Annotated in this window: 8 protein-coding genes and 1 pseudogene; 3 read left to right on the top strand and 6 right to left on the bottom strand. The window is 64.8% G+C overall.

What is annotated here, in order from left to right; genetic code table 11:
- Nucleotides 1–226 precede the first annotated feature (226 nt).
- A complete protein-coding gene (locus GGC65_RS17635) occupies nt 227–3241 on the top strand; it encodes a TonB-dependent receptor plug domain-containing protein (protein WP_225940882.1) in 3015 nt (1004 codons plus the stop codon).
- A gap of 248 nt (nt 3242–3489) precedes the next feature.
- A pseudogene (locus GGC65_RS17630) lies at nt 3490–4110 on the top strand (FAD-dependent monooxygenase); the annotation flags it as partial.
- Nucleotides 4111–4152: 42 nt separating this feature from the next.
- Here the strand turns inward: GGC65_RS17630 and GGC65_RS17625 are convergent.
- The 4 genes from GGC65_RS17625 to GGC65_RS17610 are packed head-to-tail and all read right to left on the bottom strand — an operon-like array spanning nt 4153 to nt 8446.
- Nucleotides 4153–4440 carry a DUF3325 domain-containing protein gene (locus GGC65_RS17625; protein WP_192648351.1) on the bottom strand — a complete coding sequence of 96 codons (288 nt, stop codon included), beginning with the start codon at nt 4438–4440 and terminating at the stop codon, nt 4153–4155.
- Entirely contained in the window at nt 4437–5999 is a 1563-nt protein-coding gene (locus tag GGC65_RS17620; protein ID WP_192648350.1) for a PepSY-associated TM helix domain-containing protein, read from the bottom strand. The genes GGC65_RS17625 and GGC65_RS17620 overlap by 4 nt, the downstream gene beginning before the upstream one ends.
- Nucleotides 5996–6304, bottom strand: coding sequence for a hypothetical protein (locus GGC65_RS17615; protein WP_192648349.1), 309 nt, complete (start codon nt 6302–6304; stop codon nt 5996–5998). The genes GGC65_RS17620 and GGC65_RS17615 overlap by 4 nt, the downstream gene beginning before the upstream one ends.
- 45 nt (nt 6305–6349) lie before the next feature.
- A complete protein-coding gene (locus GGC65_RS17610) occupies nt 6350–8446 on the bottom strand; it encodes a TonB-dependent siderophore receptor (protein ID WP_192648348.1) in 2097 nt (698 codons plus the stop codon).
- A 164-nt stretch (nt 8447–8610) separates the two neighbouring features.
- Between GGC65_RS17610 and GGC65_RS17605 the strand changes: the two genes are divergently transcribed.
- The gene (locus GGC65_RS17605; RefSeq protein ID WP_192648347.1) at nt 8611–9258 is read left to right on the top strand and encodes a DUF4198 domain-containing protein; all 648 of its coding nucleotides are present in this window, start codon (nt 8611–8613) and stop codon (nt 9256–9258) included.
- 151 nt (nt 9259–9409) lie between these two features.
- Here GGC65_RS17605 and GGC65_RS17600 read toward each other — a convergent pair whose 3' ends face one another.
- Nucleotides 9410–11047 carry a pectate lyase gene (locus GGC65_RS17600; protein ID WP_225940881.1) on the bottom strand — a complete coding sequence of 546 codons (1638 nt, stop codon included), beginning with the start codon at nt 11045–11047 and terminating at the stop codon, nt 9410–9412.
- 73 nt (nt 11048–11120) lie between these two features.
- On the bottom strand, nt 11121–13907 hold the full coding sequence (locus GGC65_RS17595; protein WP_192648346.1) for a TonB-dependent receptor: 2787 nt from the start codon (nt 13905–13907) through the stop codon (nt 11121–11123).
- Nucleotides 13908–13917 lie beyond the last annotated feature (10 nt).

The following is a 13917-nucleotide window of genomic DNA, read 5'->3' as shown; positions in this document are numbered from 1 at the left end:
ACCCCCCGCAACCACCCTGTAACCTCGCTGTCACGAAGCCGGCCATCCGCGCGCCTTCCAGGCGGGCTGGCCGGATCGGCACGACGAATAGCAAAGATAAAAAGGCGGAGCAAAGCATCCGCCAAGCGGCAGGTAGGACAAGGACGGCAAGCCAACCCGGCGTATCGACGCCGGGGCACGCGTCGGCGGCGTGCGGTTCGGCCATTGGGAAAAGGGGACTGTTAACATGCGTGATATGGGACGAATCCGTCGGCCGCTGGGCCGCAAAGGCCCGCTCGGCGCGGCGATGACCGCATTGGCGCTGGTGCACGGAGCGCCTGCACTGGCGCAGGAAACGACGATCGCCCAGGACAGCGCCGAAGCGGCGCCGAGCGAACAGATCGTCGTCACCGGCTCGCGCGTCACGCGCGACGGCTTCGAGGCGCCAACGCCGGTGATGGTGCTGACGCAGGAAGATATCCAGAACACCTCGCCGACCAACAACCTCGCGGACTTCGTCAACCAGATGCCGGCCCTCGCGGGGTCCATCCGTCCGTCGAACTCGCGCCTCGAACTCAGCAACGGCATCGCCGGCATCAACGCGCTCAATCTGCGCAGCCTCGGCACCGTCCGCACGCTGGTGCTGATCGACGGTCGGCGGTCGGTGGGTTCGACTGCCAACGGCGTGGTCGACATCAACACGATCCCGCAGTCGCTGGTGGAACGCGTCGAAGTGGTCACGGGCGGCGCTTCGGCCGCCTATGGTTCCGACGCGGTGGCGGGGGTGACCAACTTCATCCTGAAAAAGGACTTCAGCGGGCTGAAGCTGTCCGGCGATGTCGGCGTGACCGACGAGGGCGACGGCTTCAACTACTCGGCAGACATTGCCGCCGGCTTCAAGTTCGCCGATGGTCGCGGCCGCCTGATCGTGGCGGGCGAGATCGCCCACTCCGACGGCATCTTCGAGGTCGATCGCGACTGGAACCACACCGGCTTCGTCCGCATCCAGAATCCGGCCTGGACGGCCAACAGCACCGTGCCGCGGTACCTGCTCCGAACCCAGGTCGGCGCGGCGAACTCGACGCCGGGCGGCCTCATCACGGGTTCGGCCGGAGGCACGGCAAATCGCCTGTGCGGAACCTATTTCGGGCAGGGCGGGTCGATCAACCAGTACCAGTACGGCGCCCTGACCTTTCCTTCGCCCGCCTGCTCGTCCACCCCGTCGTTGACGCAAGGCGGCGACTGGCAGGTCAATGATTCCGGCCGCCGCATCGGCCTCAGCCCCGAAGAAGACCGCTATGGCCTCTTCGGCCGGCTGAGCTTCGAGGTCAGCGACGGGGTCACGCTTTTCGCCGAAGCCTCGTACAATCGGCAGAAAACGTTGTTCAACGCGGGTCCGAACCTGATGACCGGCCTCACGCTGAACGCGACCGGTTGCGGCGCGGCGGCGACCGCGGCGGCGGCTCCGACAACCTGCAACGCTTTCCTATACAACACGTTCGGGCCAGCGGCGCTGACGGGCCTGACCAGCGCTACACTGGCGACGACGGCCGTCGACTTGCCCGGTCGCGGCTCGAACAACGAGCGCAAGGTGCAGCGCTATTTGATCGGTGCAGAGGGTAGTTTCGAGGCTTTCGGAAAGTCGGCGAGCTGGGACGTCTATGCCCAGTACGGCCGCGCCGAGTTGCACGAGCAGCTGACCGATATCCAGCAAACGGTGAAGAGAAACAATGCGCTCGCCGCCGTGTTCGCGCCGGCCGGCAATCCGAACAATCTGCCGGTCGGTTCGATCCAGTGCCTGATCAACGTCAACGCCAGCGCGGCGGATGACGATCCCGCCTGCCGCCCGCTCAACCTGCTGGGCATCGGCGTCGCAGATCCGGCCGCGATCGATTATATCCTCGGCGATCCATACCGCGATCAGACGCTCGAACAGACCGTCGTTGGCGCCAATCTGTCGCTCACGCCTTTCGCGACCTGGGCGGGCGACGTCAGCATCGCGATCGGCGCCGAGTATCGCAAAGAGGAGATCGACGGGTTCGTGCCCGACGAGTTCCAACCCATCTTCAACCCGGCCACCGGCGCATCGACCAGCAATTGGTCGGTCGGCAACTACCGCCCCAGCAAGGGCAGCTACAACGTCAAGGAGGCCTATCTCGAAACGGTCGTGCCGCTGGGCTTTGGGCTCGAGTTCAACGGGGCGGTGCGCGCCACCGACTATTCGACCTCGGGCTATGTCACGACATGGAAGCTGGGTGCGACCTGGCAGCCGATCGACGATATTCGCCTGCGCGCCACGCGTTCGCGCGACATTCGCGCGCCCAACCTCAACGAGCTGTATCAGGCGGGTACTGCCAACACCTCGACCGTCACCAACCCGTTCTTCCCGGGAGTGGGGCCAGGGACCGGCACCTATGGCGCCAGCCTTTCCTACCTGGGCACGATCACGGGCAATCTCAACCTGAGCCCGGAAAAGGCGGATTCGTGGAACGTCGGCGCAGTGTTCTCGCCCCGCTTCCTTCCGGGGTTCACGGCGTCGGTCGACTATTTTGACGTCAAGGTGAAAGACGCAATCGACAGCCTCAGCGCGGATGACATCGTCAACCGCTGTTTCGAGGGGCTGGCGGACTTCTGCGCGGCGATCACGCCCGACCCGGCCAATCCCTCGCGCGTCCTGATCGCCCGCCAGCCGGTCAATTTCTCCAGCCTCGTGATGCGCGGTCTCGACCTGGAAGCGTCGTATCGGATGCCGCTCGCGGGGGGCAGCTTCACGCTGCGCGGCCTCGCCACGCGCTATATCGACAATATCGTCACAACGGGCGTGCCCGGCTTCGTGCCGCTCAACTCGGTCGGGACGCTGGGCGTCGGCACCGGCACGCAATCGATCACGCCGAAGTGGATCTACCGCTTCACCGCGGCCTACGACACCGACGATTTCTCGCTGACAGCGACGGCGCGCGGTGTGAGCGACGGCAGGTACGATGCTACGGGCGTCGAGTGCGGGACCACCTGCCCGATCTCGACCAACCAGTTCCCGACCTATGAGGACAACAGCATCGACGGCGCGACCTACGTCGACCTCAACGCGACGTTCAAGTTCGACGCGATGAGCAAGGGCGACGCCGAATTTTTCGTCAACGTCACCAATGTGTTCGACTCCAATCCGATCCTGCTGCCCGAAACCGGCCTCGCCGCGAACAGCACTTATTCGGACCTGTTGGGCCGTTCATTTCGCGTCGGTGTCCGCTTCAAGACAAAGTGACCCGGGGCGTATAAAAACAACAAAGGAGGGCCCGCGAGGCCCTCCTTTTTTTGCCCGTCCTGCTGGCAAGATTCCGACCGTGGCAGGCTTTATAGCTCCCACGCCGCCGACGCCGGCCTGTTCATGGCAGTTAAGCGGGGGTAGCGACGCCGGATTCATGGCGTCGGGGAGCAACTCCAAGGGCGCACACATATCGGGGTCGCGGCCATAGGCGCGCAGGAAAAGTATCGCGGCGAGATGCGGCGCACCAGATGCCGCCCTTTGCCGGACAGGGCCTGTGCTCGGGCATCCGCGACGCGCACAACCTCGCGTGGAAGCTCGCGGCCGTCCTGCACGGCGACGCCGGTCCGCATATTCTTGAAACCTATCAGCCCGAACGCGAACCCAATGTCCGCGCGATTATCGGCCTTGCGATGATGATGGGGCGCATGGTGTGCATCACCGACCCGGCCGCCGCCGCGGCACGCGACGCACAAATGCTGGCGGCGCGCGCCGCGAGCGCAGGTCCGTCCGGCGCGGCGACCTTTCCCGACATCATGACAGGGGTCATCGCAGACGGCACCCCCGGCGCGGGAAGCTATTTCCCGCAGCCTGTATCGGGCGCGCAAAGGCTCGACGATCTGCTCGGCGCCGGACCCTGGCTGATATCGAGAGAGCCGCAGCCCCGGATCGACGCGATCAAGCACGCCGCGCTTCGCGATCTTGGCGCTTTCGAACCTATGGTCGGTCAATGGCTCGACGCGCATGGGGCCAAGGCGGCCTTGATCCGCGCAGACCGCTATGTTTTCGGCAGCGGCGAACCGCGCGAGCTCGCGGATCGTTACCTCGCCTCGTTGGGCCGGGACGTGAGGGTTGCCACACCGGCGTGATATCCGGCTCAAGCTGGCGGACGCTGGCCCCTTTACACGGTGTCAGCGCGGCGACGAAATCCGCCCCGACCGGCGTGAAAGGACCGCCGTCGTGAGGATGGCACCCACGCTCGCCACACCCAGCCACTCGAGCGTGCCGACGCCCCATCCCAGGCGAATGCCCGCAACCAGGAAGGCAATGGCGAGGATCGCGACCCCGCCCCACCGCGCATAATGCCCGGTTCGCGTCGGGAGCTTGCGGCCGATAAGGTCGCGCTGGTGCCGCTCGCGCGATAGGCACAGCAGGCCGAAGCCCGCAGTCGCGAGGATCAGAAGAAGGAAGTGGATCACGCGGCCTCCGCTGACGCCGTTCTGGCCGGCCGCTTGCCCCTCGTCGTCCTTGGGCTTGCCGATCGACGCAGCACTTTCGAAGCGGCCCAGCCAAAGCCGGTCGCGATCAGCAGCATTGCCGTGTCGAAGCCTGCAAAGACCCAGTCGCCGGCGATCAGGCTGGCAACCAGCGCGCGGTCGGTCGTAAGCGCGTTGATCACCGGGACGAGCGCAAAGGACATGGCCACCGCGGCGAGAGCCTCGGCCCAGGCGCGCCGTGAAGGGCGCGCCGCTGCCCAGACGAACACGGCGCCCCACGCGATGAAAAAGGCCGCGATCTCGCGGTCGCTTCGCCCCGCCCCCTCGACGGGCAAAAGGCGGTTGGCGAGGAAATAGACCGCCATCGCAAAGGGCAACCCGGCGATCGCGCCGATGTTGAGCTTCTCGACGAGGCGAAACCCGAAGTGCGGCCGCTCAGGGTCGGCGAGCTTGGCGCGGCGCTTCACCGTCCACAGGATCAGGCCCGTGGCCACCATGATGCAGCCGGCAAGGCCCGAGAGGAAATAGAGGGTGCGCAGCACGCTGCTGGCGAAGCGGCCTGCATGCAGCCCGATCATCGTGCCTTCAGTCGCAGTCGCGGCGCCCGACGGATTGTGCGCCGAAAGCAGCTTCCCGGTCACCCCGTCGAACGTCAGCGACCGCGGCCGGACCGACATGTTGGCGTCGGGCGCGGTCGATACGATGACCTGCGCCGTCCGGTCGCCCGGGTTGAGAATACGGATGCTTCCGGCGCCCGCTCCCCATGTCCGCTCGGCGCGCTCGACCAGCGGCGCCACGGCGGTCAGCGGCGCTGGCCCCGTCTTTTCGGCCGGCGCCGGCCAAGGGAAGGTCGCGTCGAAGAATTTCTGTTCGTCGGCATAATTGGCGGCAATACCCCACGGCATATAATGCGTCGCGAGGCTCACCAGCCCCGTATAGGTGATCATCAGGATGAAAGGCAGGAACAGCACGCTCGATACATTATGCGCATCAAGCCAGCTCCGCTGCCCCTTGCCGAACCGAAGCAGGAAGAAGTCGGCGATGATCTTCTTGTGCGTGACGATGCCCGAGAAAATCGCGACGAGCATCGCCATCGCGGCAATCCCGACGATCCAGCGCCCCCAGTACCAGTTGATGTAATGAAGGTTGTAGTGGAAGCGGTAGAGGAAATCCCCGCCTCCCGTTTCGCGGGCTTCGGCCTTCCGCCCCGCGCCGTCGAGGCGCGCATCGGTCGGCGCGTCTGCCGGCGCATCGGGACCATTGACCCAGCAAAGTTGCAGGCCTGCGGCGCGCTTGCCCGCCGAATAGACCGACCATTCGCTGGCACCCGGCGCTTCGCGCTCGAGCCAGTTTGCGGCCGCCGCAAAACTGGTAGGACCATCCGCCGGAACGCTGCGCACCTCGGGTGTCATCCACGCGGTAATCTCTTCCTGGAAATAGGAAGAGGTGCCGGTGACGAAGATCGCGAACAGCAGCCAGCCGAGCAGCAGACCCGTCCAGGTGTGAAGCCACGCCATCGACTGACGAAAGCCGTTCTTCACAGGCGGCCTCCCCAGGTGATGAAGCACCAGTCGGCGAACCCTGCGGCCACGCCGGTCGCGATCAGCCCCACCCACAGCCACGCGACCGAGCGCACCGCGAATGCGGTCATCGCAAGGCCCGCGAATATGAGAAAGGACATAAGCGTCGCGCCGACCGACGCCTGCTGCGCACCGCCGGGCAAAATCCGCGCGATCAGCATGGTCAGCGCGCTCGTCACCGCGTAGTTCAGTGGCACGGCGGCCAGCGCGCGCGCAGCGACATCGCGCCATGCCGCGCCGCGTAAAATTTCGACCGCCCTGCTCATGACGCCCCTATCGCAACATTGCGACTGACTCGCAATAGCCTGCCATCAGAATCGATAGCCGAGCGTCCCCATCACATTGCGCGGCGCGCCGACGAAACAGCCGCCGCGCGCGAGGCAGGAGGCGTAGAATTTATTGTTCAGCAGGTTCGTCGCGTTGAGAGCGAAGCGCCAATTGTTCCAGCTGATCTCGGCCAGCGCATCGACCGTCGTGCGCGACGGCGTGACAATCGACCACACATCGCTCGTCGAAACGCTCTTGCCGCTATAGACGACGCCGCCGCCGAGGCGCAGCTGGGCGTCCTCGGGTAGGCCGAAGGTCTTGGTCGACCAGAGCGACGCGGTGTGCCGCGGCATATAGTCGAGGCTGGTGTTGGTTTCCGACTTGAGCTTCGAATAGCCGTAATTGGCGAGCAGCTCGAAATTGCCGGGCAGCGTGTGGCTGGCCTCGATCTCGAAACCCTTGGTGTTGAGCTCGCCCGACTGGGTGGTGCCGCCCGCGGCGAGATAGAGGACGCGGTTGCGTTCCTTGATCTTGAAGGCGGTGGCGGTGACGAGCGTGTTCGGCGTCGGCTGCCACTTCACGCCGGCTTCATACTGCGTACCCGTCTGCGGCCGATAGGGATCGCCGAAGGTGCCGTCGCCATTGTCGATGCGGCCAGCGACGGGCAGGAAGCTTTCGGTATAGCTGAAGAAGGGCGAAAAGCCTGCGCCAATCTCGCCGATGATGCCGGCGCGGAAGGTCGTCGCATTGTCCTTCTGCCCCGACGAGCCGGTAACGCGGTCGCGGCGCGCGCCGAGCACGACCGAGACGCGGTCGAAGAAGCGGATCTGGTCCTGGACATAGACGCCGAGCTGCTTCTGGCTTTCCGTCGTGAAGTCGCCGCTCGGATCATAGGTCAGCAGCGCATCATAATCGATGTCGTAGAGGTCGACGAGCTCGAAGCCCCCGGCATAGCGTTTCTGCACCTTGTTCCAGCTATAGTCGATCCCGACGAGCAGCTTGTGCTCGATATTGGCACCCGTGGCGAAATCGAACTGCAGATTATTGTCGGTCGAAAAGACGTTCATCCGCGCGTCGCTGGCGTCGGCGATCAGCGCGATCGTGCGCCCGTTGGTGCCATAGACCGAGAAGGGATCCTGCGGGTTCGTATAGCTGTCGGCGTAGTGCGTATTATATTCAAGGTCGCTGTCGATGTAGCGCGCCTTGAGGCTGAGCTTCACATTGTCCGAGAAGCGATGCGTGATCGACCCGCCGCCCTGCAGCGAGCGGCCGTTATAGCGGTCCCAGCCGGCCTTGCCGACGAAAGTATAACGATCGAGCTGCTGGCCGGCGACGGTGTTGGGCCGGAAGGTGCCGATGATCGGCAGGAATTGCGAGGTCGAGCCGGTGTCGTCCTCCTGATAGAGGCCGGTGAGTATGACGTCGGTGTCGGGGGTCGGCTGCCAACGGATCGACGGCGCGAACATCACGCGGTCGTCGGGGACATGGTCGACATAGGTATCGGCGTCGCGCGCGCGGCCGACGAAACGGACGGCGAGATTGTCGGCGAGCGCGAGGTTGACGTCGCCGAGCACCTCCTTGCGATCGAAGCTGCCATAGACGAGATTGATTTCACCGCGCGTGGTGAAGTCGGGCGTCTTGCTGACGAGGTTGACGAGGCCGCCGATCGATCCCTGACCGAACAGCACCGAGGCCGGGCCGCGCACGATCTCGACGCGCGAGAAGTTATACGGGTCCGATGTGATCGAGGCGTAATAGGAGAAGATGTCGCGCATCCCGTCGCGGAACTGCAGCGCGTCGAGCCCGCGGACGTTGAAGCCGTCGACGCGCGTGTCGCGGCCATAAGGGTTGGCGAGGACACCCGCGGCATATTTCACCGTGTCGCTGATGCTGATCGCGCCCTGCGCCTGATATTGGTCGGCGGTGATGACCTTGATCGGCTGCGGCAATTCCATCAGCGCCGTATCGGTCTTCGTGCCAGTATAGCCGGTGACGACGATCGTGTCCTCGCCGGTGCCCGCATCACCTTCGGCGGCAGCGGCCTCGGCGGCGGCAGCGTCCGCGCCTTCGCTCGCCCAGGCCGAATTGGCGGCGACAACAAGCGTGGCAGCTCCGCAGAGCGCGATCATTCGGACGGTCATGGCGTTCCCCTTTTTGCGACTCAATCTCAATTAGGGGCGGCGGCTATAGCGAACCGGTCGCAATAGCAAGCTAGTAATAATCGTTTGCAATAAGATGCTCTGACGGCCACACAGCGGCACATTGGGCTTTGCCCTGCCGCCAACCACGCCCTTTGGAGCTTCCTATGAAAAAGACTTTTGCGGCCGTGATGGCCTTCGGCTTCCTTGCATCGCCCGCGATGGCGCATGAAGTCTGGATCGAGCGTGACGCCGCCGGGCCCGCGCGCATCTATCTGGGCGAACCGGCCGATGTCGTGCCCGAAGCCGGCGATCCCGAGTTCCCGAACCTCAAGGCACCGAAGCTGTTTCAGGCCGATCCCGCGAAGCCCGCGCAGCTCGTGCGCCGCGCGAACCATATCGAGGCCGCCGTCGCGGGTTCGGGCGACGTCCGCCTCACCGACGACAATGTCTTCGCACCGTGGGAGGGCGAAGGCGGGAAATGGGAAGGCGTCGTCTATTATGCGCGCGCGGGCCGCGAAGAGCCGAAATCCCTGCTCGACCTCGAGATCGTCCCGGTCGGCGCCAACGCCGACAGCTTCGTCGTAAACTGGCTCGGCAAGCCGCTCCCGGGTGCCAAGGTCACCGTCGTCAATGCGGACCGTTGGCAAAAAAGCTTCACCGCCACCCCCCAAGGCGGCATCGCAGTCCCGATAACCACGCCCGGCCGCTACCTGCTATCCGTCTCGCACAATGTCGAGGGCGACCGCGCGCTGGGCGGCAAGACGGTCGCGAAGACCATCCATGTTTCGACGCTGACCTTCGTCGCGAAATAGCGCCGGAGGACCGCAGGTCGTCCGCAACGCATCGACTTTCAGGAAAACACCGGCTGGCTGGGGCGGTGGGAGCCCCAGCCAAAAACCGGATCATCCAAGTATTTGATGTCGTGAGCCGGAAATTCGCGACCTAGCTGGCAAATCGCTGGGGCTATTTGAGCTGGCCGTCCTTGGCCACGAGCGCCGAAATCAGCGTCGCCATATGCTCGATATAGGTGCCGGTCGAAATGCCGATCACCGGCTTGTCGGTGAAATAGGGCGAGGTGTCGGTCGCATCGCCGACGCGGGTGGACCGGAAATCGCCGGGGGGCGGCTGCACCGGCCCGTCGCCGGCATAAGGGTGGCTCGTCGCCTTGAGCTCGGTCGGCCACCAGCCGGCCTTGTTGAGCTTCGCGACAAGCTGCGACGGCGTCGCGGCATCGCGGCTGGTGTTGAGGTCGGAGATCTTGCCGAGATCGACCAGGAAATAGGGGGCGAGCGGCTGAATCCCGTGCGCCTTCAACGGCGACCCCTTGCTCGCCTCTTCGGGCGACAGCTTCGACAGCCGCTCATATTCGCGGCGCAGCCCCGCGACGTCGAGCGCGCGCATCGAGCTGTAATGCCCGACCGTGTCCGCCGGATCGTCGTTAGTAAAATAGCGACCGTTGGCGACGTTCGAGCCGCTGCGATGGATGAACAGCGGACGGTTCGTCCCGATCTCGATGAAGGTCGGCCAGGCCCTGCCGTCCTTGACCAGTTCGGGCGGCAGCTTCACCGAATCGAGCCAGTCGAGCGCCTCCGGCACGCGCGCCAGATATTTGCTGTCGCCGGTAAGGCGATAGAAATTAAGGAGCTGCGCGACATTCGCGGCGGTCGCGTGCGTCGCGAGCGCAACCGGCTCGTAAGTGCGCGCGCCCGCGGGGCGCAGCGACGGGTCGTGTTGCAGCCCCCAACCGGGCTGCGGCTGCCCCTGCTGGGTGACGAGATAGACCGACATCGCGCGGGTGATTGCATCGAGCACGCGATCGTCGCCGAGCGCCTGATGCACCATGATCAGGAATTTGATATTCTCGCCCGCGACATCGTCGTTGAAGGTAATGTAGCGCGTATAGTCCGGGCGGCCGTGCAGCCCGCCATTGTCGACGGGCGGATAGCGCTGCGGCCAGCCGCCGATCGGATATTGGCTTTTCAGGACGAAGTCGATCGCCTTGTCGAGCGCCGGCTTGAAGCGCGCGTCATGCTTTTCGACATAGAGGCGGAGGAGGAACTGCATCGCCTCCGACGTGCCGGCATCGTCGAAGGTCGCATTGCCCCAATGATGCTGGAATTCCTCGAGCCGCCAGGCGTTTTTCCCGATCGTGTCGTACCAGCGGCGGGTCGAATCCTCGCCGCCGAAATCGATGAAATAATGCCACCCGCCCGACGGCTTCTGCCCGGCGATCAGGGCGCCGGCCGCCTTTTCGGCAGCCTGATAATAATATTCGTCGTGCGTCGCATGATAGGCGTCGAGGAAAAGATTGCCCATCGTCGCGGTGCCCGGCGGCTGGACCCACACCATCGTCGGAAAGGCCTCCATCTCGCCCCAGCGGCGCGACATGTCGGGCAGGTACGACCAGACATAGCCGCCGTTGGTCGACACCTTTTCGACCATGAAGCGCGTCGCGCGCTTCATGGTCGCCTCAATCTGCTGGCGGCTCGGCTGCGCCGCCTCGGCGCGCGCCTGCGCCGGGCTGGCGGCAGCCACGCCGCCGAGCGCGAGCATCGCGCACAGCGCGCCGTGGCAAAGGGTTCGGACCAGCCGTCGGGCCATGGAAAATCCTCTCTTCTTGTCTATCGCACAGGACGTGCGCGGCCCGGGAGGGGAACCGCGCACGTCGCCCCTTTTAGTAGGTGTACCGCAGGCCGATGATGAATTCGCGGCCCGTGTGGCGATAGACCGACAGCAGGTTCCGCGAATCATTATACTGGTCCTGATATTCGTCAGTCAGGTTCACGGCCTCCAGCGACAGCTTGAAATTGTCGTTCAGCGTAAATTGGATCGACGCATCGAGGTTGAAGGTGCTGTTCGTCCCGTCGACGTCGGTTCCGCGCTCGCCGCCGGGCACGCGGGTCAGATATTTGCTGCGGTAGGCGCCCGAAATACGCGCGCTGACGACCCGGTCCTCATAATAGAAGGTCGCGTTCGCCGAACGCTTTGACAGGCCGGTGAGATCGTCGATCGCCGCGACCGAGCCGTCGGAGGCCAGATATTTGATCCGCGAGCTGACCTGCGTATAGTTCAGCAGGATGCCGGTGTTGCCGAGCGGGCCGGGCAGGAATTTCAGCGGCTGCTGATAATTGACCTCGAAACCGCGCAGGCGACCGCCGGGCGAATTGGCGGGCGCGCTGAAGGTCCAGTTGTTGAGATTCGGCGCGCAGTTCGGCGTTGACCCGCACGCCGCCACCGCGACACTGTCGGGCAGGCCGAAAGGGTTGTCCGAAAAGACGCTGCCCGGGGTCGACACCGTCTGGACGAAGCTGCCGATATTCTTCTGGAACACCGCCAGCGACAGCAGCGCCCCCGGCTGGAAATACCATTCGATCGCCGCATCATAGGTATCGGCGCGATAGGGGTCGAGGTTGGGGTTGCCGACACTGACGGTGCGGCCCGACCCCGACACCGAGATCGACGCGCCCGGCGGCAAGCTGCCTAGGTCGGGGCGCGCCATCACCTTCGCCGCAGCGAGACGGATGAGCAGGTCCTGCGCCGGTTCGATGACGATGTTCGCGGCGGGCAGCCAATCCTCATAGCTGCGCTTGACGACCACCTCTTGCGCGGCGCCGCTGGTGAAGACGAAGCCCGTCGCGCTCTGCTCGGTGCGGACATAGCGAACGCCGGCGTTGCCGCGCAGAGTCACACCGCCGATGTCGGTGCTGAAATTCGCCTGGACATAGCCGCTCTTGTCGCGCTCGCCGACGCTGCTCTTCGATCCCAGCGCCGGCTCCGGCCCGAGGCGGAAGGCGCCGTTGTAGATATTTGGATCCTCGAGCCCGAGAACCTCGGCCGCCATGTCGTAATCGGGGGTGAGCCAGCTCGTCCCCGCGAAGGAGATGACGCGCGTATATTGCGACAGCGGGATGGCGGCGACCTCGGCCGGGATCACGGCCTCGCGGTTCGAGGTGGTACCGTTCGAGCGGCGCAACTCTTCGGTGTCGAAATCATATTTCTTGTAGGTGAAGCCCGCGGCGATGTCGAAATCGTCGGTCACCTGCCACTTCAGATTGGCCTGCAGCGTCTTGAACTCGTTCGCCGCGCGCGCCGCGCGGAGGCGCAGCTGCGCAAGCGTCCAGGCGCTGGGATCCTCGATGTTCGCGCTGCCGAAATCGAACACCGGTTTGCGGGGATCGCTATAGTCATAACTGTAGCCGTCGGTGTTGTAGCTGTCGAAGATGACGGTGTTCTGGATCGGATTGTTGAAATCCGATTTCGAGTATCCGAGCAGCCCGGTGAAGGTCAGGCTCTCGCCGATCTGCTGCTCCAGATCGAGCGAGAGCTGGCGAAACTTGGTCTTCGACCGGTCGCGGCGGTTTTCGACGCGAAGGTCGATATCGTTGAACGTGCCCGACACCATCACGCCGTTCTGGATGTTCATCGCGAGGATGTCGGTGTCCGCGATCCCGCACGTCGTCGGACGCGTCGCGGCGGTGCAGGCGCCCGCAGCGCTGAGCGAGGGCGCCTCCAGATAAAATTCGCCGCGTTTGACGTTGAAGTCGGCATAGAGGCCGTCGATGCTGATCAGCGTGCGGTCGGTCGGCCGGAACTGGATCGACGCGGTGGCGCCGAGACGCTCGACGTCGTTGGTGTAGACGTCGTAGCGCGGGAAGCGCGGGTGCAGTGCATTGTTGGCGTCGGTGCAAGCGGCGGGAGTCGTGGCGCAATTCTGACCGAGGACGCTTTCGAAGCCGGGGGCGAAGGACGAACCCTGCGCCCAGCGCACGGTCGAATAACCCTCCTCCACTGTCTTGCGCCGGCCATAGGCAGCCGAAAGCAGCACGCCGATCGTGCCGTCGGCGAAGGTGTCGGAGATGAGGAACGCGCCGCGCGGCGACGCCTTGTCCGAAAGCGTGTTGTACGTCCCCTGCGCAGAAGCAACGAGAGTGAAGCCGTTATAGTCGAAAGGACGCGCAGTGCGCAGGTCGACCGTCGCGCCGAGCGAGCCTTCCTCGGTCGACGCCTCGGCGCTCTTGCGGACGCTGATCTCGTTGAAAAGGTCCGACGCGAAGACGTTGAAGTCGAAGCCGCGGCCACGGTTGGTACCGCCGCTGGCGTCGGCACCGCCCGCGCTGCTCATGGCTTCCATGCCGTTGATGCGGACGCGCGTAAACTGCGGCCCGAGGCCGCGCACCGAAATCTGGCGCCCTTCACCTCCGTCGCGGGTGATGGCTACGCCCGGAATACGCTGGATCGATTCCGACAGGTTGAGATCGGGGAACTTCCCGATGTCCTCGGCCAGGATCGAGTCGACCGCGGCGGCTTCCGACCGCTTTTCCGCGAGCGCCTTGGCAAGGCTGCCGCGGAAGCCGGTGACGACTATCTCCTGATCGGATGCGGTATCGGCGGCGGCCGGAGTATCCGACCCATCCTGCGCAAAGGCGGCCGTTGGCGCAGCGATTGCCGCTGCCAGGATCATCAGGGAGGCC

It is taken from the genome of Sphingopyxis sp. OAS728 (genome assembly GCF_014873485.1).
GTDB lineage: Bacteria > Pseudomonadota > Alphaproteobacteria > Sphingomonadales > Sphingomonadaceae > Sphingopyxis.
The sequence above is the reverse complement of the archived record's forward strand: the minus strand, read 5'-3'. Positions and strand labels throughout refer to the sequence as shown.